Consider the following 18544-nt stretch of genomic DNA (forward strand, 5'->3'; position numbering starts at 1 on the left):
TTCAGCGGCAGGGCCGCCGCGTTCAGGCCGGCTTGCCGCGGCCCGTTTTCTCTCGGGCGGTTTTCTTCGGGTTGTCGGCGCGCGGCGCGCTCGCCGCCGCCGCGGCTGCCATGCTGCCATTGGCCTGGTCGATCCACAACAGGGAATCGACGTAGGACATGAACCGGTTCAGGTACTCCGGCGACAGCTCGCGCATCAGGATGAGCGCGCGGTGCACCAGGTGGTGCGAGTTCAGCGGGCCGGCGTTGTCCGGCACCTTGGCCAGCGACTGCGTGAGGCGCCGGTCGGCGCTGAGCTTGGACCAGGTGCTGCGGAAGTAGGTGACGGCCTTCAGGTCGGGCGTGGCACCGGTCGCGGCAAGGCCTTCGCCGGGGGGCGGCGCATGCTGCGCGAGGTGGTCGATGAGGTCTGCGAACGCGCTGCGGGCGAGCGATGCTTCTTCCGGCGGGGCGATCGCGTCAGGCCGCTTGTCGAGCGCCTCGCCGTACGCCGCGAGCAGCCGGGCGATCCGCTCGTCGAGCATGCGCCGTGCTTCGCCGTCGTGTGCGTCAGCGCGGCGCGCCATCGCCTCGATGAAGCGAAATCGCACGGGGTCGAATCGGTCGTCGCCACGCTCGCGCCACGCGGCCAGCGCCGCGCCTGCGTCGGGTGCGGCGTCCTTACTCACGGGCCTTCGTGCCCGTGCCGGAGCGCGAGGGCCGGGGCGTCGGCGCCATCTCCACGCGCCGGTTCTTCGAGCGGCCGTCGGCGTCGGCGTTCGAGGCCACCGCCTGCTCGGCGCCGAAAGCCGCGGCAAAGATCGACGACGACGGCACGCCGGATTCGATCAGCGCGCGCGTCACGGTCAACGCGCGCTGTGCCGACAGCTCCCAGTTGTCCGCGAACTGGCGTGCGTTGTCGCGCATCTGCCGGTCGTCGGTGAAGCCACTCACCATCAGGATCTCGTCGCGCGAGCGCAGGTACGCGGCCAGCGGGCCCGCCAGGCTCTTGAGCAGTTGCCGGCCTTCGGGCTGCAGGTCGGCGGAGTTGAAGGCGAACAGCACGTTGCCGCTGATGCCGATGCGCCCGTTGTTCAGCGTCACACGGCCCGCGGCCAGCGGCCCCGCCAGCGCCTCTTCGAGCGTCTGCCGGCGCTTGGCCTCGGCCTGGCGCTGCTGCACCTCGGTCTCCAGCTTGCTGGCCAGTTCGAGCTGCATGCCCAGCGCGCACACCAGGATCAGCACGAACGCGCCCAGCAGCCCCGACATCAGGTCGCCGAACACTGCCCACACCGGCACGCCGGGCCCTGCGCCGTCCACGCCGTGGGTGCCGCCGTCGAGCTCGTCCTGCATCACGCTTCGCTGCCCACGGCGGCCTGCCGGTCGGCGATGCGCTGCAGGTCTTCGACGATCTGCTTCTGCGACATGATGCTCAGGTCGATCACCTCGCGCGCCTGCGCCACGTAGTAGGCCAGCTGCTCGTCGCTGCGCGAGATCGACTTGCCCAGGGCGCCTTCGATGCGTTGCAGCTGCGCGGCCATCTTGTCGTTCGACTCGCTGAACAGCTGCACCGCGAAGCCGAAGGCCTCGCCCATGCTGGCCACCTCGACGGCGCCGCCCGTGATCTGCGCGGCCACGGCCGACATCTTGTGCGTTTCCTCGTCGATCTTCTCGGTGAAGCGGCTGCCCACGCGCTCCAGCACGTCGGCCGACGCGGCCACCAGCGAATCGACCGCCGCACGCTGCTCGGTGGAGGCGTGGTTCACGGCGTCCAGCAGCGTGGACAGCGTGTCCAGGATGCGGCTGCGTTCCTCCAGCATCACGTTGTCGCGCGCCATGCTGTCCGACAGCTTCTGGCGCAGCTCGGCCACCACGTCGGCCGCGACGCGCGGCGCCTCCGCAGCCGCCTGCAGCAACTGGGCGATCTCGGCGGTGGTGCGCTTCGCATGCGCGTCGTTCTGTGCCGACATCTCGCGTGCGGTCTGCGCCATGGTCTCCAGCAGTTGCTGTTGCTGGCCGAGCGTGTTCGCGCCGGCCTGCTGCCATTCGTGCTGCAGCGCCTGCGCCATGGACGCCAGCGATTGCGTCCATGCGGACAGGCGCTGTTCGTCGTGCGACGCCAGCTTCGTCTGCAGTTCGGCGTGTGCCTGGCCCACGCCGCCCACGGCGCTTTCGAGGCGCGCCGCAACGCTGTCGACCAGGGCGCCCGAGCGCTCGCCGAAGGTCTGCGCCAGGCGGTCGTGCGCGCCGCGCACATCGGCAGACAGCGCCTCGGTCGTGCGCTGGTGCTCGGCCAGCGTGGCCTGCCAGCTGTCCATGCTGTCGGCGAGTTTCTGGCGCAGTTCGGTCATCACTTCGCCCGCGACGCGGGGCGCCTCGGCGGCGGCCTGCAGCAGCTGCGCGATTTCCGCGGTGGTGTTCTTCGCGTGCGCTTCGGTCTGGGCCGACATGTCGCGCGCGGTCTGCGCCATGGTGTCCAGCAGTTGCTGCTGCTGGCCCAGCGTGCGGGCGCCGGCTTGCTGCCACTCCTGTTGAAGCGTTTCGGCCATCGACGCCAGCGACTGTGTCCATGCGGCGAGCCGCTGTTCATCGCGCGACGCGAGTTCTGTCTGCAGGTCGGTGTGCGCCTGGCCCACCGTGCCCAGCAGCGAGGCCGAATGCTGCGCGAAGGTGGCGGCCGCGCCCGTCAGTGCCTGCTGCGTGTCGGCGGACAGCTTCTCGCTCGCGAGCCGGTGCTGCGCGAGTGCGCCGCCCCAGGTGTCGGACACGGTGGCCACGGTGCCTTCGAGCCGCGCCGCCACGCTATCGACCAGCGCGGCCGAACGCTCGCCGAAGGTCTCGGCCAGGCGGTCGTGCGCGCCGCGCACATCGCTGGACAGCACCTCGGTCGTGCGCTGGTGCTCGGCGAGTGCGAGCTTCCAGGTGTCGGCCACGCGGCCGGTGGTGGCCTCGAAGCGGGTGGAAAGGCCGTCGAGCTGCTGCTGCACGGTCTGCGCGAGCGTGTCGTGCAGCGAGGCCGTCTCGCGTGCGATGCCCGCCATGGTGGCCTCGACCACGGGTTGGATCGCCGCGCTCGCGATGCGCGCGCTTTCGGTCAGGCTGTGCTGCAGCGACTTGTCGACCGACGCGGCCAGCCCGACATAGGCGGCCTCGGTCCTGAGGTGGAAGTTGTCTTGCCCCGCGGCGAGGCGCTCGTTGAGCGCCAGGCTCTGCCGCTCCATGGCCGCCATCACGGCCTGCAGCTGGCCGACCAGCTCGGGCATGGCCTCGGCCTGGCGCTGCAGCAGCTTGAAGGACTCTTCGCGCTGGTGAACCTGCGAGTACGGGCGCAGGGTGGTCGCGATCTTCGTGTCGAGCAACTGCCCGGCCTGCATGCGTTCGCGCCGGCTCAGCGCCGAGGCGAAGCCCAGCATGGCCGATGCGGCCACGCCCGCCACCGAGGTGCCGAACGCCAGGCCCAGGCCCTTCACGGGGGCGGACAGCGAGGCGCGAATGGACTGCAGGTCGGTCGAGCTTTCCAGTGCGATGCCCGTGCCCTTGAGCGTGACGACCATGCCCAGGAAGGTGCCCAGCATGCCCAGCAGCACGAGGAAGCCCGCGAGGTACGGTGTCATCGCCGGGCCGGGCAGGCCCACGCGCTCGCCTTCGACGCGCAGGCGCACCGCGTTCTGCAGCGAAGGGTGCAGCTGGGCCAGCCACGTGCCCAGTTGGGCTGGCGGCGCGGACAGGTCGGCCACGGCCTTCGTCAGCGTGGACGTGGCCTGGTGGAAGCGGTGCAGCTCCAGCGCGCCCATGATGTAGAACGCGCCGACGAGCAGCGTGACGCCCAGCGCCAGCGGGTTCGAGCCGATGTAGCCCGCGCCGGCCCAGACCACGATGGCCAGGCCTGCGGCAAGGACCGCGTGATGAAGGAATCTGTTCATGGAGGAAGGTCTTTGTGCCTGGTGCGAAGAGCTTCGAGCAGCCCGTCGACCGGTTGAAATCGGAGGTCCAGTTCGGCCAGCAGCACGTCGCGTGCGTCCTGGTGGAAGGTGTCGAGCCAGCCGTCGGGCGCGGCCTGGCGCAGGCGCCTGAAATGCTTTTCGAGCAGCGTGGGCACGGTGGCCAGCAGGCTGCGCTCCTGCGCACCGAGCACCTGCTCCATGACCACGTCCACCCCGGCCAGCCGCGCCATGGCGCTCGACGTGCCCGCCAGCCTGGCGCGCAACCGGCCGCGCAACGGGCCCACGGCCGCGTCCATCGCCTGTTGGCGGGCCAGGTAGCGCTGCCGGTAGGGTGCGAAGTCGAGGGGGGCGGTCGGTGCGGCCGGAGTGTCGATGGCGGTGTCCTTGGACGGCGTGGCCTTGGTGAACGGCGTGGAGGCCGGTGCCGGCAGGAAGGTGCTGTCCTGCGCGATGGCGCTCGTGAGCGCGGCGCGCACGCGGTTACATTCGTTTTCTTCTGCGTTGGAGGACGCGCGTGTACCGGACGGCGAGGCCGCCGGGTTGCCGTTCAATGCGGCAGAAAGAGAGATGGCGTCGGTCCAGCCGAACCATTGGCTCAGCCGGTCGGCGGTGACTTGCCGGGGTTCGCGAACGTCGACTTCGGAGAGCCGTGAAAGCAAGCGAACGAGCGCCGAGCCGTTGAATCCTGTGCGCCCTGAAACTTGCGCCATACAGCCAGATACCGCAGTCCGAAAAACCTGGCAGTCTACACCGAAGACCCGCGCCGGCCGGCCCGGTTACAGCCCCTGACGCGCCGGTGGGACGGCCCGTTTCGCCGGCCCTTCAGCCCCTGAACCGCTTGCGCGTGAGCGCCAGCGCGAGCCAGAACGCCGCCACCGCATACACCGCCAGCACGCCCGCGTGCAGCCACCAGTCGGCCGGCCACTGGTCCATGAACAGCGGGCGCACCAGCGCTACCGCATTGGTCAGCGGCAACCAGGCGGCCACCGCCTTCACGGCCGACGGCAGTTGTTCCAGCGGAAAGAACACGCCGCTCAGGAACATCATCGGCGTCATGAACAGCGTGAAGTAGTAGGTGAAGAAGTCGTAGCCCTTGGCCAGCGCGTTGAAGATCAGCGCGATCGACGAGAAGGTGATGCCCGCGCCGATGAGCACCAGCCACGCGACGACGAGCTTGGGGCTGTGGCTGATGCCCAGCCCGAGCATCACGAACAGGATGGCCGTGACGGTGAAGATCGACTTGAACGCCGCCCACAGCATCTCGGCCAGCACGATGTCGTCCAGCCCCACCGGCGCGTTCATGATGCCGTCCCAGGTCTTTTGCACATGCATGCGCGAGAACGCCGAGTACAGCGCCTCGAAGCTGGCCGCGTTCATGGCGCTCATGCAGATCGAGCCGCTGGCCAGGAACAGGATGTAGGGCACCTTCACGCCGTCCACCGCCACCTGGCCCACCAGCGCGCCCATGCCGTAGCCGAAGGCCACCAGCCAGATCAGCGGCTCGGCGATGTTGCCGATCAGGCTCGGAATGGCCAGCTTGCGCCACACCAGCAGGTTGCGCAGGAACACGGGCCACCAGCGCATGGAGAGCTCGGGCGCGCGCCAGACCGAAGGCGAAGCGGGCGCGTTCGTTGTCGTCGTGTTCATGGCCTAGCCGTCCTCGCGAATCTGTCGACCAGTGAGCTTGAGGAACAGGTCCTCCAGGTTCGCAGGCCGGTGAAAGGTGCGCAGCCCGCCGTGCTGCGTGAGCGCATCCAGCAGGCGCCGCGCGTCCTGCGTGTAGAAGAACACGGTCTCGCCGCTGACCTCCACCCGCGCGGCCATCGCCTTCAGCGTCGGCGACTCGGCCAGCGCCACCGCGCCGTTGCCGTACACCTCGACCACGTCGGGCTCCAGGTGCTCGGCGATCAGGTCGCGCGGCCGGCCTTCGGCGATCTTGCGGCCGTGGTCGAGCACCAGCAGGCGCGAGCACAGGCGCTCGGCCTCGTCCATGAAGTGCGTGGTCAGCAAGATCGACTTGCCCTGCTGCAGCAGCACCTGCAGCCGCTCCCACATCAGGTGGCGCGCCTGCGGGTCGAGGCCGGTGGTGGGCTCGTCGAGCAGCAGCAGCTTGGGGTCGTTGACCAGCGCGCGCGCCAGCGACAGGCGCCGGCGCATGCCGCCCGACAGCTCGCCCGGTTTCGCGTCGGCCTTGTGCGAGAGCGCCGCGAACTCCAGCAGCTGCGGCACGCGCTCGCGCACCTGCGCCTTGGCGAAGCCGAAGTAGCGGCCGTACACCACCAGGTTCTCGGCGCAGCTGAAGTCGGGGTCCAGCGTGTCGAACTGCGTGACCACGCCCAACTGCGCCTTGATGGCCAGCGCGTCGCGCGGCATCTGCAGGCCCAGTGCGGAGATCTCGCCGCCGTCGGGCGCGGTGAGGCCCAGGCACATGCGGATGGTGGTGGTCTTGCCCGCGCCGTTCGGGCCGATCACGCCCAGGCATTCGCCCGGCGCGATCTCGAACGACAGGTCGTCCACCACGGTGGTGTCGCCATAGCGCTTGCGCAGGTGGCTGACGTGAAAGAGCGGGGAAGGGGAAGACGGTGAGGAGGGCGGCACGCGGCCATTCTGACGCAGGCACGCAACAGCCGTTCCCCTTGCTTGCATCGATGGACAAGTCGCGCAACCTGGGCCCTTGGCCGGCGGCACAATCGACGCCAGTTTGCATTTCGCGGCGGGAGGCCCAACGATGCTGCGTTTCTGGCTTGCGCTGTCCGTGTTGCTGCTGCTCGGCGCCTGTGCCCCCTTTCATCGGCCCCTGGCCGCCGCGGACCGCGGCAAGGTCCAGGCGGTCGACGTGCGCGTGGTCGTCGCGCAGGAGAGCTTCATGTTCTCCGCGCAGGCCCCCGGCGTGAGCGCGGCCATGGGCGGCGGGCTCATCGGCGCGATCATCGACTCGTCGGTGCAGCAGTCGCGCCAGAAGGACATGAGCGCCGAGGTGCAGGCCATCGTCGGGCCGCTGCTGGACTACGACTACCGCGTGGAGGCCGGCAAGGCGCTGGATGCGGCGCTGGCCGAGCCGACCGCGTTTCCGCTGAAAGTCCGCTCCTCGCAGGTGCTCGCGGCCATGCCGCCGAAGGCCGAGCACGAGGCCCGGATCGCCGCCACCAGGGACGGCCCCGCCTACATGGTGCTGTTGCTGCAGTACGCGCTGGAGCCCGGCCTGGGCGCCTTCACCACGCGCACCACCGCCCTGCTGTGGCAGGACGGGCGCAGCGAGCCGAGCTACCGCACGGCGGTCATCTTCCAGACGCCCATCGGCGGCACGGCGCGCGCCGCCGTCATCCGGCGGCTCACGGCCAACGACGGCCAGGTGCTGCGCGGCGTGATGCGCGAGTCGCTGACGCAGACGCTGCACGCCGTGGCGAGGGACATCGACGGCGCCCGTGCCGCCGGCGTGAAGACCGTGCGCTTCAACGTCAACGGCTCGTGGCTCATGCTGGCCGGCCCGAGCTTCGACGAGCAACCCGGGCGCGTGCTGTTCCGCGACCAGGACGGCGCCGTGTATTCGGTGCGGAGCGCCGCGCCATGAGGGCCGGCCGCGGGGTCTCCCTTGCGCTGGCTGCGCTGTGCGCCCTGCCGGGCCTGTCGCGTGCGGTCACCGAGAGCGAGCCGCTGCCCATGGTGTTCGAGGCCTCGCCGGAGCCGGCCGAGCGGCCCGACGGCGCGCCGGTGGCGACGTCGCGGCTCGTGCGCGGTTGCACGCTGTACCTGCCGGCCGTCGAGGACCTGCGCAACAACAAGGCCAACGCCGGCAACCTCACCGTGATGCTGCCCACGGTGCATGCCACGCCCCGCTCGGTGCAGTCGCTGCGCAGCGGCGACGCCACGGCGTGGACGCGCGGCGCGCTGCAGTCGACCCGCCGCTACGGGTTCCAGCCGGTGCTCGGCGCACCCTTAGTGAACGGCGGCACGGGGCAGGTCACCGCGGACGTGGCGCTGCGCCTGGCGCACGCGTGGTCGGCGGGCCTGAACCTCGTCTCTCACGTCGTGCTCCAGGTGAGCTACCGCCTGCCCGAAGGCAAGACTGCGATGCGGCAGTACCACGGCATGGGCACGCGCACCAACTTCGCCAGCGGCAACGGGGAGTTCATGTCGGTGCTGAACCTCGGGCTCGAAGAGGCGGTGCGCGGCATGGCCCTCGACGCTGCCGCGCTGTGCGACGGCAAGCCGCTGCCTGAACCGGCGGTGGCGCGATGAAGGGCATGCTGGAGCTGCACCTGACCTGCGGCGCGCTGCACGATTCCCAGATTCCCCTTTTTGTCGCGACGTGCGAGCAGGTCGGGCTGCGGCCGCTGCTGATCGATCACCACCACGGCGAGCAGCAGCGCCAGCCCTCGGCCACGGCCTGGCTGCGCGCCGATCTGGAGGAGGCCCGGGCCGAGGCGATGGCGCTGGCGCAGTGGCTGGCGCGTGCGGGCCTGGCCGTGCTCGACGTGAAGGTCGACGCCCCGGTGCAGGACTCCGAACGCTTCGGCCACCCGGGCCGGTATTTCGAGTGGCGCGGCAAGCTGCGGCAACTGCACGACATGTCCGACCTGCGGCGCCTGTGCGAGGTGCATGGCGCACGGTTGTCGCGCGACAGCCTGCGCGAGGACGCCGACACCTGCTTCGTGACGCTGTGCAGCCGCGAGCCGTGGGCCGAGTTCAGCGCGCGCGTGCAGGCATTGACGGACCAGCTCGCGCACGACGGGTGGCCGCTGCTGAAGCAGGATTCCGAAATCTGCCTGCACGACAGCCGCGAGCCGCCCCACCCGCCGCAACCGGATTGGCTCGCGCCCTTCCTGCTGCCATCCGCTGCCCCCGGCGGGGCCGGCGGCCCCGGCTAGAGCCTGAGCCCGCTGAACTCCGTCTTCATCCACGCGATGAACGCCCGCGTGCGCGCCGGCAGCAGCCGCGCGTTCGGGTAGATCACGCTCACCGGGCGCGGCGGCGGCTCGAAGTCTTCGAGCACCAGCGCGAGCCGTCCCTGCGCCACGTGCGGCATCACCTGGTAGGAGAAGAAGGTGCCGAAGCCCATGCCCGCCGCGCACGCCTCGATGGCCGGGGCGTTGTGGTTGAACTCCAGCCGGACGCTCGGTGTCACGCCGATGGTCTTGCCGCCTTCTCGGAACACCCACTGCGACGGCATGTCGACCCGGCCGCGCACGCAGGGCGCGCCTTCCAGGTCGCGCGGATGCTGCGGCACGCCGTGCTGCGCCAGGTAGGCGGGGCTCGCGGCCACCACGCGGCGGATGGTGCCCAGCGTCTGCGCCACCAGCGACGAGTCTTCCAGCGGGCTGATGCGGATGCCCACGTCGATGCCTTCTTCCAGCAGGTTCACGCTGCGGTCGTACAGCCGCACGCTGCAGCGCACCTTCTCGTGGCGCTGCATGAAGCGCACGATGGCGGGCGCCACGTACATGTGGCCGAACAGCACCGGCGCGGTGATGGTGAGCTGGCCCGCGGGCTCGCTGGCCTCGGCCCTCAGCGCGAGGTCGGCGGCGTCGGCCGCGAGCAGCACGTCGCGCGCGCTCGGCAGGTAGTGGCGGCCCTCTTCGGTGAGCGACAGCCGGCGCGTGGTGCGGTGGAACAGCCGCACGCCCAGGTGCGCCTCGAGCGCGGCCAGCGCGCGCACCACCGCGGGCAGCGAGGTGCCCAGCGCCTCGGCGGCACGGGTCATGCTGCCCTGGTCGGCAATCTGAACGAAGGTCTGCATGGCCCTGAAACGATCCATGGGGCGATTAGACCGGAAAACGCAGCAGTCAAATACAGAAGTGGCTATTCATTCATCGGGCGCAAGAGAGAAGAATCGGCACAACGCCCCCACGGGCACTCCTCACTCCTGAAAGGCCCTCCATGAACGCCGCCGCCGCTCGACCCGCCCAGCCCATCAAGCTCTACGGCTCCGCCTTGTCGGGGCACGTGCACCGCGTGCGCCTGTTCCTCACGATGCTCGGGCTGCCGTTCGAGAACATCGAGCTCGACATGCGCAAGGGCGAGCACCGCATGCCGGAGTTCCTGGCGCGCAACCCCTTCGGGCAGGTGCCGGTGATCGAGGACGGCGAACTCACGCTGGCCGACTCCAACGCCATCCTGGTCTACCTCAACGAACGCTATGCGAGCGACCCCGCGCGCTGGATGCCGCGCGACGCGGTGGGCGCGGCGCGCGTGCAGCGCTGGTTCTCGGTGGCCGCCGGCCCGCTGGCGTACGGCCCGGCGGCGGCGCGCATCATGGCGCTGTTCGGTCTGGCCACCGACCCCACGGAAACCGTCGCGCGCTCGCATGCGCTGCTTTCGGTGATGGAGATGCACCTGCAGCAGCAGGCCTTTCTCGCGGGGCCGGCCGCCACGCTGGCCGACATCGCGAACTACGCCTATGTGGCACATGCGCCTGAAGGCAGCGTGTCGCTCGCCACCTATCCGAAGGTGCGCGGCTGGCTCGAACGCGTGGAAGCCTTGCCCGGCTTTGTTCCGATGGTGCACACGCCCGTCGGGCTGGCGGCGGTCGCATGATCGCCGCGCCGTTTCATGCGGGCGAACGTGCGCTGCAGTCGTTGGCTGGTTCGCGCGAGCAGATGGAGTTTGCGGGGCCACGTGTCATCCGCGACCACATGCCCGACCAGCACCGCGCGTTCTTCGCGCAGTTGCCGTTCCTCGTGGTCGGCAGCCTCGACGCCGGGCTGCAGCCCTGGGCCAGCGTGCTGGCCGCGCCGGCCGGCTTCATGCACTCGCCCGACGCCACGCACCTGCGTGTCGATGCATTGCCCGCCGCGGGCGATCCGCTCGCCGGCCCGTTGGCGCAAGGCGCCACGCTGGGCCTGCTCGGCATCCAGCCGCACACGCGGCGGCGCAACCGCATGAACGGCACGGTCGAGGCGCTCGACGCCGCGGGCTTCACGGTCGCTGTGCAGCAGAGCTTCGGCAACTGCCCGCGCTACATCCAGGCGCGCGAGCCCGAGCTCGCTTCGAACCGGGGCAATGCGCTGCCCGTGCAGCCGGCGCAGTGGCTCGACAGGCTCGACCTGGCCGCGCACCGCCTCATCGGCAGCGCCGACACGCTGTTCATCGCCACCGCCTACCCGAACGAAGCGGCGGCCGGGGACGAGGCCGATGCGAGCTCGCACGGCGTCGACGTGTCGCACCGGGGCGGGCGCCCGGGCTTCGTGCGCATCGACGGCGACGACACGCTCACCGTGCCCGACTTCAACGGCAACCGCTTCTTCAACACGCTGGGCAACCTGGCGGCGCATCCGCGCGCGGGGCTGCTGTTCATCGACTTCGACAGCGGCGACCTGCTGCACGTGGCGGTGACGGCCGAGATCGTGTGGAGCGGGCCTGAGGTCGAGGCCTTCGAAGGCGCGGAACGGCTGATGCGCTTTCACGTGACGCACGCGCTGCGCCGCCCGGCGGCATTGCCGCTGCGCTGGAGCGACGCGCAGCTGTCGCCGCACCTCGCGGGCACCGGTCAGTGGAACACCGGAATGCGCGCGTTGGCCGACGGCCGGTAGCGCCAGCCGCGCAGGCGCTGCGCTGCGAGGTCGGTCGCGGGCATGCGGGCCAGCAGGGCTTGGAGGCCGGCCGCCGCCAGCGTGCAGGCCAGGGCCTGGCCCGGACAGGCGTGCACGCCATGGCCGAAGCCGAGCATGCGGCGCTGGGCGCGCATTGGCATGAAGCGGTCCGGGTCGGGGTTGAACAGCGGGTCGCGCTGGGCCGAGGCCAGCAGCACCAGCACCGCGTCGCCTTCGGCCAGCGTGGTGCCCGCGATGGCGACGGCCTCCACTGCAAAGCGCCGCGTGTTCTGCACGGAGGGGTCGTGCCGCGCCGTCTCTTCAACCACAGCCTGCAGCCCATCGCGCGTGCGGACCGCTTCGCGCAGCGAAGGCTCGCGCATCACGGCGACCAGGCTGTTGCCGAGCAGGCCCGCCGTGGCATCGCAGGTCTGCGACAGCAGGCCGACCAGGTTCGCGAGCAACGCGCGTGACGGCGGCGCGCTGTCGGCCAGCACGCCGTGCAGCAGCGTGCCGTGCCGCGGCGGCGCGCCGGCCACCAGCGCTTCGAAGCGTGTCATCAGTGCGCCCGCCGCCGCGCTGGCGTCCTGCAGCTGGCCGGCCGTGGACAGCGGCGACAGGCAGGCGACGAAGTCGCGCATCCACCGGTCGACCTGCGGCAGTGCGTCGTCGGCAAAGCCCAGCAGGTGCGCCACCGATTGCACGGGCATCGAAAACAGCGTGTCCGACAGCGGCTGCCGCTGCGGCACGCGCTGTGCCACCTGCAAGGCGGCCTCTCGCACCGCGTGCAGGTCGAGCCCGGCCAGCGCCCGCTGCAGCGCGGGCCGGTGCGCCGCATGCGCCGCGCCGTCGTTCATGCGCACCAGGTGGCCGAACACCTCGCCGGCCGCGCTGCCCAAGAGGGCACGGGGCACCGGTTCCGCCGCGGGTCGCACGCGCAGCGCACCGTGCGCCTGCAGCAGCTGCGCGACAACGTCCGCGCGGCTCGCGACCCACACGCGCAGCGCATCGTTCCAATCCAGCGGCGGTCCTTCGCGCAGGGTTGCGTAGTACGGATAGGGGTCGGCATGCGTGGCGGCCGCGACCGGGTCGGCGGGGGTGTCAGAGTTCATGCGCCCAGTGTGCGATCGACACTGCCGCCACACTTCGCCCGCGAGCGAAGTGTGGGATGCGCCGCCGTTCTACGATGCGCCGATGGACACCACCGACTCGCCTTCATCCAGCGCCGACTTCCAGCTGGCCCGCCTGGCCGGCGCCATCGCCGAGCCGGCGCGCGCCCGCATGCTGAGCTGCCTGATGGACGGCCACGCGCGCACCGCGACCGAGCTCGCCACCGTGGCCGAGGTGGCCGCGTCCACCGCGAGCGCGCACCTGGCACGGCTGAAGGAAGAGCGGCTGGTCGAGTTGCTGGTGCAGGGCAAGCACCGCTACTTTCGCCTGGCCAGCCACGACGTCGCCGCCGCCCTCGAAAGCCTGATGGTGCTGGCCGGCGCCCCGCGCACGCCCGCCTTCGAGCCCAGCACGCCGAGCCGCCTGCGCAGCGCACGCACCTGCTACGACCACATGGCGGGCACCGCCGGCGTCGCGCTGCACGACCGGCTGCATGCGCAGGGCTGGCTCAGCGGCCTGCAGAGCGGCTCGTACGAGCTGACGCCCGAAGGCGCGATCGCGCTGCAGAGCCTGGGTGTCGACGTCGATGCGGTGCGCCGCTCGCGCCGCCGCTTCGCCTGTGCCTGCCTGGACTGGAGCGAGCGGCGTGCGCATCTGGGCGGCGCGCTGGGTGCCGCATGGCTGCAGCTGTCGCTGCGCCGGGGCTGGGTGCGCCAGGCGCTCGACGGGCGCGCGCTCACGCTGACGCCGAAGGCGCAGCGCGAAATGCCGGAGCTGTTCGCCTGAGGCGAACGGCGCGCCGCAGGATCGATCAGGCCTTCAGCTTCAGCAGGTAGATCAGCGGCCCGGCCATGGCCGTGTCCAGGTCCAGGAAGCTCTCGAAGTCCTTGCCCGCCATCCAGTACGCGTCCCAGTTGTTGCGCTTGATGGTTTTTTGCCAGAGGTCGGCCGCGGTGGCGCGGCGCACCGCTTCGAGCAGCACGGCGCGGCGTTCGGCGGGCACTTTCTTGCCGGTGAGCACGCCGCGCCAGTTGGCGAGGTCGGCGTCCACACCCTGTTCGCGCACCGACGGAATGCCCTGGAAGGGTCGCTTGGCCGACACGCCGATGGCACGCAGCTTGCCGTTGGCCAGCTGGTCCGCGAATTCGCTGTAGCCCGAGATGCCGGCCGCGGCCTTGCCCGTTTCGAGCGCCTCCACCACCTGCGCGCCGCCCGGGTGCGCCTGGTAGGCCAGCGAGCCCGCGTTGCCCGCCACGCGCGCCAGCATGCCCGCGTACATGTGGTCCACGCCGCCGGCCGAGCCGCCCGCGATGACCGTCTTCGCGGCGTCGGCGCGCAGTTGCGCGATCAGGTCCTTGGGCGTCTTGATGGGCGAGTCGGCCTTCACCGCCACCACTTCGTAGTCGCTGGTGAGCCGCGCCACGGGCGCGACCTGCGCCAGGGTGACGGCGGGCTTCTGCAGCGCGACCGCGCCGACCATGACCATGCCGCTCATCAGCAGGGTGTCGGGGTCGGCGTCGTACTTCTCGACGTATTTCGCCAGGCCGATGGTGCCGCCCTTGCCGCCGATGTTCTCGTAGCTGACCTCGCCCACCGCGCCTGCGGCCACCATGGCCGCGCCGAGCGCGCGGCCGGTCTGGTCCCAGCCGCCGCCTTCATTGGCAGGAATGACGATGCGCAGCTTGGGTGCCAGTTGCGGTTCGGCCGCGCCCGACATCCTGGGCCACAGCGCGGCGGGCACCATGCCTGCTGCCATCCATGCGGCGAGGCTGCGGCGAGAGAGGCCGACGGGCGCGGAATGCGGCATTTTGTTTCCGGTTGTCTGTAAAAGTAACCGGATGATGTCCGAAAACCGTGTCAGCCCTTCACATTGATTGCCTAGGGAAAACCCGGGTCACCGGGCCGCAACGGTCTTTGCCCGGCAGCTTCGATGCGCCTGGGGAATCAGGCTTTCAGCTTGAGTTGCTGAATCAAGGGACCGGCTGCCGCCATGTCGAGCGCGAGGAAGTTCTCGAAATCCTTGCCCTCGAGCCAGAAGGCTTCCCAGTTGTTGGTTTTGATGGTTTTCTGCCACACATCGGTGGCGGTCGCGCGGCGCACCACCTCGAGCAGCGCGGTCTTGCGGTACGGCGGCACTTTCTTGCCGGTGAACACACCGCGCCAGTTGGCGAGGTCGGCGTCCACGCCCTGTTCGCGCACCGACGCAATGCCCAGGAACGGACGCTTGGCCGACACGCCGATGGCGCGCAGCTTGCCGCTGGCCAGGCCTTCGGCGAACTCGCTGTGGCCCGAGATGCCGGCCGCGGCCTTGCCCGATTCCAGCGCCTCGACCACCTGTGCGCCGCCCGCGTGCGCCAGGTAGACCAGCGACGCAGAGGCGCCCGCCGCGCGCGCCAGCAGGCCGGCGAACATGTGGTCCACGCCGCCGGCCGAGCCGCCCGCGATGACGGTGGCGGCGGCATCCGCGCGCAGCTGCGCGATCAGGTCGCTCGTGCTCTTCAGGGGGGAGTCGGCCTTCACCGCCACCACCTCGTAGTCGCTGGTGAGGCGGGCGATGGGGGTCATGTCGGCCAGCGTGACGGCGGGCTTCTGCAGCGCGAGCGCACCGACCATGACCATGCCGCTCATCAGCACCGTGTCGGGGTCGGCGTTGTACTTCTCGACGTATTTCGCCAGGGCGAGCGTGCCGCCCACGCCGGGGATGTTGTCGTACACCACGCTGCCGACCGCGCCAGAGGCCAGCATGGCCGCGCCGAGCCCGCGGCCGGTCTGGTCCCAGCCGCCGCCCGGCTCGGCGGGAATGACGATGCGCAGCCTGTTGCTCAGCGGGGCGTCGGCGGCGTTCGCGCTGCCGGGCCACAGTGCGGCGCCCCCGGTGCCGGCAACGGCGGCCGAAGCCGCGATCCATGCCGAGAAGTTTCGGCGCGAGACAAAAGCGGAAGGCGACTGCGGCATCTTTTTTCCGGTTGACTGTGGGTAGTCCGGATGATGTCCGCGAAACACCGCAATCCCCCACCCCCGCAGGCGGGGACAAACCCTGATGGACGCCCGCGCCCCGCCACAACAGGCCCGCCGGGTCGTTCCTACTGGAACGCCACCTCGGCAAAGCTGCGCAACTTGCGGCTGTGCAGCCGCGTGGAGCCCTCTTCGCGCAGGATCTCGATGGCCCGCATGCCGATGCGCAGGTGCTGCTCCACGCGCTCGCGGTAGAAGTGGTTGGCCATGCCGGGCAGCTTGATCTCGCCGTGCAGCGGCTTGTCGCTCACGCACAGCAGGGTGCCGTAGGGCACCCGAAAGCGGAAGCCGTTGGCCGCGATGGTGGCGCTTTCCATGTCGAGCGCCACCGCCCGGCTCTGGCTGAAGCGGCGCTGCGGCTGGTTGCCGGGCAGCAGCTCCCAGTTGCGGTTGTCGGTGCTGGCCACGGTGCCGGTGCGCATGATCTTCTTCAGGTCGGGGCCTTCGTAGCGGGTGACGTCGGCCACCGCCTGCTCGAGCGCGAGCTGAATTTCCGACAGCGCCGGAATCGGCACCCACAGCGGCAGCTCCTCGTCGAGCACGTGGTCCTCGCGCACGTAGGCGTGGGCCAGCACGTAGTCGCCCAGCTGCTGCGTGTTGCGCAGGCCGGCGCAGTGGCCCAACATCATCCAGGCGTGCGGGCGCAGCACGGCGATGTGGTCGGTGATGGTCTTGGCGTTGGCCGGGCCCACGCCGATGTTGGTCATGGTGATGCCGCTGTAGTCCTCGCGCACCAGGTGGTAGGCCGGCATCTGCGGCAGCCGCGGCGGGGCGGTGCCCTGGCTGCCGTCGAGCAGGTGGCCGAAGGTTTCGCTCTGGCCGGGCGCCAGCCCGCGCCGGCGCGTGATGACGTTGCCGGGCTCGATGAACGCCACGTACTCGCTGTTCTCGTCGGCCATGGCCTCGTGGCCCAGGCGCACGAACTCGTCGATGTAGAACTGGTAGTTGGTGAACAGCACGAAGTTCTGGAACCACTCGGGCGCGGTGCCCGTGTAGTGGCGCAGGCGGTGCAGCGAGTAGTCGACGCGCGCGGCCGTGAACAGCGACAGCGGCTGCGCCTCGCCGTCGCGCGCCTCGTAGGTGCCGTTGGCGATGCCGTCGTCCATCACGCCCAGGTCGGGCAGGTCGAACACGTCGCGCATGAGCGCGCGGCGCTCGTTGCTCATGGTGCCTTCGATGTGGTCGTTTTCGGCGAACGAGAAGTGAATGGGAATGGGCTGCGTGCTGGTGCCCACCTCGATCTCGACCTGGTGGTTTTCCAGCAGCAGGCGGAACTGGTCGAGGTAGTAGCGCGAGAACAGGTCGGGCCGCGTCAGCGTGGTTTCGTAGCGGCCGGGGCCGGCCACGAAGCCGTAGCTCAGGCCGGCGTTGGCCGGCGGCGTGTGGCGCGAGACGGTGTGCGTGTGCACCCGCACGAACGGGTAGCAGGCCCGCACCCGGCCCGGCAGCGCCTCGCCGGCCACGAAGCGCAGCATCGACTCGCGAAGGTGGGCGAGGCCGCCCTGGTAGATGGCCTTGACCTGGTCCAGCGCAGCGGCTGCGTCGGTGAAGCGGGCGGGGGCGACGAAGGTGGGCATGTAGGGCATGACGGCATTGTGCAGTGCCACGCGTGCCGCGTCGTTCAGGGTGCGATCACGCCAGCAGGCAGCCCAGCACCTTCACCAGCATGTCGTTCACATCCACAGCCTGAACAGCACCCGGCAGCTCCACATCCCCGTGCATCACGAACACCCGCTTGCCCCACTTCAGCCCCATCGCCATCTCCGACAGCGTGCCCATGTTGCCGCCGATGGCGATCAGGCACACGCCGCTGCGCGCGATGATGCCGTTGCGCATCTCGCCCATGCCGGTCGGAATCGCCACGCTGAGCCACTCGTTGGCGTTGCGGTCGTCTTCCTCGGGCAGGATGCCCACCGCAATGCCGCCGGCCTCCACCGCACCGCGCGAGGCCGCGGCCATCACGCCGCCGCGCCCGCCGCACACCACCGCCATGCCCGCGCCGGCCAGCGCGTGCGCCACCGCATAGGCGGCCTCGCACTCGGCCGGCCCGCCGTCGCCCGGGCCGAGGATGGCCACCGGCTGTCGGTGGCGCGCGGGCCCCCACTGCCGCTGCGCCAGGCGCGTCAGCGCCTCAGTGACCGGCGCCGACAGCACCGCGCTCGCGCCTTCGCGTAAAGACATCGCCCACTCCCATCACGATCACACACACCACCATCAGCACCAGCGACAAGGCCGCCGCCACCGCGAAATCGGAACCGCCGTCGCCCACATGCGCCAGCAGCATCAGCGGCAGGATGTTCAGCTGCGTGCCCACCAGCGCCAGCGCCGTGCCGTAGGTGCCCATCGCAATCGCGGCCACCATGCAGGCGTTCGACAGCACCGAGGGCATCACCTCGGGCACCACCGTGTCCCAGAAGGCGCGCGCCTTCGACGCACCCAGCGTGCGCGCCGCCTGCGCCGGGCGCAGGTCGAGGTTGGCGAACACCGGGTACAGCGCCAGCGCCACGCGCGGAATCAGGTAATAGGCATAGGCGAAGCCCAGACCCGACACGCTGTAGATCCAGCTGCCGATCACCGCCGGGTCCGCGCCCAGCCCCGCCAGCAGCTGCGTGACGAAACCCGCGCGCCCGAAGGCCAGGATGAAGCCGTAGGCGATCACCAGGCCCGAGAACGCCAGCGGCAGGCCCAGCAAGGTCATCATCCATTGGCGCCGGCCTTCGGGCTGGCGCGCCAGCTCGATCGCGATGCAGGTGCCCACCAGCGCAGACACCGTGCCCGCCGCCAGCCCCAGGCCCAGCGTGTTGCGCAGCGCCCCGAAGAACAGCGCGTTGCCGAACAGCCGCCCGAAGGCGCTGCCGCCCTCGCCGAAGGCCTCGGGCAACAGCGCCGCCAGCGGCACCGCGAAGAACAGCGCCATGAAGGCCCATGCGGGCCAGGCGCCAAAGCGTCGCATCACGGCCGGTTCTTC

General features: G+C 70.6%; 19 protein-coding genes. 6 read left to right on the forward strand and 13 right to left on the reverse strand.

The window, feature by feature from the left end; translation table 11 throughout:
* Positions 1 to 22: 22 nt before the first annotated feature.
* The 6 genes from ACSFBM_RS32325 to ACSFBM_RS32350 all read right to left on the reverse strand — a co-directional run bounded on the left by ACSFBM_RS32325 (position 23) and on the right by ACSFBM_RS32350 (position 6568).
* Entirely contained in the window at positions 23 to 667 is a 645-nt protein-coding gene (locus ACSFBM_RS32325; protein WP_435488045.1) for a DUF2894 domain-containing protein, read from the reverse strand.
* Positions 660 to 1331 (reverse strand): OmpA family protein, encoded by a 672-nt coding sequence (locus ACSFBM_RS32330; protein ID WP_435437614.1) that lies wholly within the window; start codon positions 1329 to 1331, stop codon positions 660 to 662. Before ACSFBM_RS32330 ends, ACSFBM_RS32325 begins: the two co-directional genes overlap by 8 nt.
* Complete coding sequence (locus ACSFBM_RS32335; RefSeq protein WP_435488046.1) at positions 1331 to 3901, reverse strand: DUF802 domain-containing protein; 2571 nt, start codon at positions 3899 to 3901, stop codon at positions 1331 to 1333. Before ACSFBM_RS32335 ends, ACSFBM_RS32330 begins: the two co-directional genes overlap by 1 nt.
* The gene (locus ACSFBM_RS32340) at positions 3898 to 4632 is read right to left on the reverse strand and encodes a DUF3348 domain-containing protein (protein ID WP_435488047.1); all 735 of its coding nucleotides are present in this window, start codon (positions 4630 to 4632) and stop codon (positions 3898 to 3900) included. The genes ACSFBM_RS32335 and ACSFBM_RS32340 overlap by 4 nt, the downstream gene beginning before the upstream one ends.
* A gap of 112 nt (positions 4633 to 4744) precedes the next feature.
* A complete protein-coding gene (locus tag ACSFBM_RS32345; protein WP_435488048.1) occupies positions 4745 to 5569 on the reverse strand; it encodes an ABC transporter permease in 825 nt (274 codons plus the stop codon).
* Between the two features lie 3 nt (positions 5570 to 5572).
* Positions 5573 to 6568 (reverse strand): ATP-binding cassette domain-containing protein, encoded by a 996-nt coding sequence (locus ACSFBM_RS32350; protein WP_435488049.1) that lies wholly within the window; start codon positions 6566 to 6568, stop codon positions 5573 to 5575.
* Between the two features lie 82 nt (positions 6569 to 6650).
* Between ACSFBM_RS32350 and ACSFBM_RS32355 the strand changes: the two genes are divergently transcribed.
* Genes ACSFBM_RS32355 through ACSFBM_RS32365 form a run of 3 tightly spaced genes read left to right on the forward strand, consistent with a single transcriptional unit; the run spans position 6651 to position 8790 of the window.
* Entirely contained in the window at positions 6651 to 7493 is an 843-nt protein-coding gene (locus ACSFBM_RS32355) for a hypothetical protein (RefSeq protein WP_435488050.1), read from the forward strand.
* Positions 7490 to 8161 (forward strand): hypothetical protein, encoded by a 672-nt coding sequence (locus ACSFBM_RS32360; RefSeq protein WP_435488051.1) that lies wholly within the window; start codon positions 7490 to 7492, stop codon positions 8159 to 8161. The genes ACSFBM_RS32355 and ACSFBM_RS32360 overlap by 4 nt, the downstream gene beginning before the upstream one ends.
* Positions 8158 to 8790, forward strand: a complete 633-nt coding sequence (locus ACSFBM_RS32365) for a hypothetical protein (RefSeq protein ID WP_435488052.1) — start codon at positions 8158 to 8160, stop codon at positions 8788 to 8790. The genes ACSFBM_RS32360 and ACSFBM_RS32365 overlap by 4 nt, the downstream gene beginning before the upstream one ends.
* Here ACSFBM_RS32365 and ACSFBM_RS32370 read toward each other — a convergent pair.
* Entirely contained in the window at positions 8787 to 9677 is an 891-nt protein-coding gene (locus ACSFBM_RS32370; RefSeq protein WP_435488053.1) for a LysR family transcriptional regulator, read from the reverse strand. The two genes, ACSFBM_RS32365 and ACSFBM_RS32370, sit on opposite strands and share 4 nt — an antisense overlap.
* Before the next feature lie 122 nt (positions 9678 to 9799).
* On the opposite strand from ACSFBM_RS32370, the gene ACSFBM_RS32375 reads away from it, so the two are divergent.
* Positions 9800 to 10456 (forward strand): glutathione S-transferase family protein, encoded by a 657-nt coding sequence (locus ACSFBM_RS32375; RefSeq protein WP_435488054.1) that lies wholly within the window; start codon positions 9800 to 9802, stop codon positions 10454 to 10456.
* Entirely contained in the window at positions 10453 to 11451 is a 999-nt protein-coding gene (locus ACSFBM_RS32380; protein ID WP_435488055.1) for a flavin-nucleotide-binding protein, read from the forward strand. Before ACSFBM_RS32375 ends, ACSFBM_RS32380 begins: the two co-directional genes overlap by 4 nt.
* Here ACSFBM_RS32380 and ACSFBM_RS32385 read toward each other — a convergent pair.
* Complete coding sequence (locus tag ACSFBM_RS32385; RefSeq protein ID WP_435488056.1) at positions 11409 to 12563, reverse strand: cytochrome P450; 1155 nt, start codon at positions 12561 to 12563, stop codon at positions 11409 to 11411. The genes ACSFBM_RS32380 and ACSFBM_RS32385 overlap by 43 nt on opposite strands.
* A gap of 82 nt (positions 12564 to 12645) precedes the next feature.
* Between ACSFBM_RS32385 and ACSFBM_RS32390 the strand changes: the two genes are divergently transcribed.
* Positions 12646 to 13347 carry an ArsR/SmtB family transcription factor gene (locus ACSFBM_RS32390; RefSeq protein WP_435488057.1) on the forward strand — a complete coding sequence of 234 codons (702 nt, stop codon included), beginning with the start codon at positions 12646 to 12648 and terminating at the stop codon, positions 13345 to 13347.
* A gap of 25 nt (positions 13348 to 13372) precedes the next feature.
* Here the strand turns inward: ACSFBM_RS32390 and ACSFBM_RS32395 are convergent, their stop codons facing one another.
* The 5 genes from ACSFBM_RS32395 to ACSFBM_RS32415 form a co-directional block, all read right to left on the reverse strand.
* Positions 13373 to 14368, reverse strand: a complete 996-nt coding sequence (locus ACSFBM_RS32395; protein ID WP_435488058.1) for a Bug family tripartite tricarboxylate transporter substrate binding protein — start codon at positions 14366 to 14368, stop codon at positions 13373 to 13375.
* Positions 14369 to 14505: 137 nt separating this feature from the next.
* Positions 14506 to 15516, reverse strand: a complete 1011-nt coding sequence (locus ACSFBM_RS32400) for a Bug family tripartite tricarboxylate transporter substrate binding protein (RefSeq protein WP_435488059.1) — start codon at positions 15514 to 15516, stop codon at positions 14506 to 14508.
* 128 nt (positions 15517 to 15644) lie between these two features.
* The gene (locus ACSFBM_RS32405) at positions 15645 to 17162 is read right to left on the reverse strand and encodes an AMP nucleosidase (RefSeq protein ID WP_435437629.1); all 1518 of its coding nucleotides are present in this window, start codon (positions 17160 to 17162) and stop codon (positions 15645 to 15647) included.
* A 46-nt stretch (positions 17163 to 17208) separates the two neighbouring features.
* Entirely contained in the window at positions 17209 to 17757 is a 549-nt protein-coding gene (locus ACSFBM_RS32410) for a TIGR00725 family protein (protein ID WP_435488060.1), read from the reverse strand.
* Positions 17708 to 18529 (reverse strand): ABC transporter permease, encoded by an 822-nt coding sequence (locus ACSFBM_RS32415; RefSeq protein ID WP_435488096.1) that lies wholly within the window; start codon positions 18527 to 18529, stop codon positions 17708 to 17710. The genes ACSFBM_RS32410 and ACSFBM_RS32415 overlap by 50 nt, the downstream gene beginning before the upstream one ends.
* Positions 18530 to 18544: the final 15 nt, after the last annotated feature.

The organism is Variovorax pasteuri, assembly GCF_051216435.1.
Lineage (GTDB): Bacteria > Pseudomonadota > Gammaproteobacteria > Burkholderiales > Burkholderiaceae_C > Variovorax.

Coding starts and splice junctions, on each gene's coding strand:
- ACSFBM_RS32330 (WP_435437614.1), bottom strand. CDS start 1,331: ATGCAGGACGAGCTCGACGGCGGCACCCACGGCGTGGACGGCGCAGGG.
- ACSFBM_RS32335 (WP_435488046.1), bottom strand. CDS start 3,901: ATGAACAGATTCCTTCATCACGCGGTCCTTGCCGCAGGCCTGGCCATC.
- ACSFBM_RS32340 (WP_435488047.1), bottom strand. CDS start 4,632: ATGGCGCAAGTTTCAGGGCGCACAGGATTCAACGGCTCGGCGCTCGTT.
- ACSFBM_RS32345 (WP_435488048.1), bottom strand. CDS start 5,569: ATGAACACGACGACAACGAACGCGCCCGCTTCGCCTTCGGTCTGGCGC.
- ACSFBM_RS32350 (WP_435488049.1), bottom strand. CDS start 6,568: ATGCAAGCAAGGGGAACGGCTGTTGCGTGCCTGCGTCAGAATGGCCGC.
- ACSFBM_RS32355 (WP_435488050.1), top strand. CDS start 6,651: ATGCTGCGTTTCTGGCTTGCGCTGTCCGTGTTGCTGCTGCTCGGCGCC.
- ACSFBM_RS32360 (WP_435488051.1), top strand. CDS start 7,490: ATGAGGGCCGGCCGCGGGGTCTCCCTTGCGCTGGCTGCGCTGTGCGCC.
- ACSFBM_RS32365 (WP_435488052.1), top strand. CDS start 8,158: ATGAAGGGCATGCTGGAGCTGCACCTGACCTGCGGCGCGCTGCACGAT.
- ACSFBM_RS32370 (WP_435488053.1), bottom strand. CDS start 9,677: ATGGATCGTTTCAGGGCCATGCAGACCTTCGTTCAGATTGCCGACCAG.
- ACSFBM_RS32375 (WP_435488054.1), top strand. CDS start 9,800: ATGAACGCCGCCGCCGCTCGACCCGCCCAGCCCATCAAGCTCTACGGC.
- ACSFBM_RS32380 (WP_435488055.1), top strand. CDS start 10,453: ATGATCGCCGCGCCGTTTCATGCGGGCGAACGTGCGCTGCAGTCGTTG.
- ACSFBM_RS32385 (WP_435488056.1), bottom strand. CDS start 12,563: ATGAACTCTGACACCCCCGCCGACCCGGTCGCGGCCGCCACGCATGCC.
- ACSFBM_RS32390 (WP_435488057.1), top strand. CDS start 12,646: ATGGACACCACCGACTCGCCTTCATCCAGCGCCGACTTCCAGCTGGCC.
- ACSFBM_RS32395 (WP_435488058.1), bottom strand. CDS start 14,368: ATGCCGCATTCCGCGCCCGTCGGCCTCTCTCGCCGCAGCCTCGCCGCA.
- ACSFBM_RS32400 (WP_435488059.1), bottom strand. CDS start 15,516: ATGCCGCAGTCGCCTTCCGCTTTTGTCTCGCGCCGAAACTTCTCGGCA.
- ACSFBM_RS32405 (WP_435437629.1), bottom strand. CDS start 17,162: ATGCCCTACATGCCCACCTTCGTCGCCCCCGCCCGCTTCACCGACGCA.
- ACSFBM_RS32410 (WP_435488060.1), bottom strand. CDS start 17,757: ATGTCTTTACGCGAAGGCGCGAGCGCGGTGCTGTCGGCGCCGGTCACT.
- ACSFBM_RS32415 (WP_435488096.1), bottom strand. CDS start 18,529: ATGCGACGCTTTGGCGCCTGGCCCGCATGGGCCTTCATGGCGCTGTTC.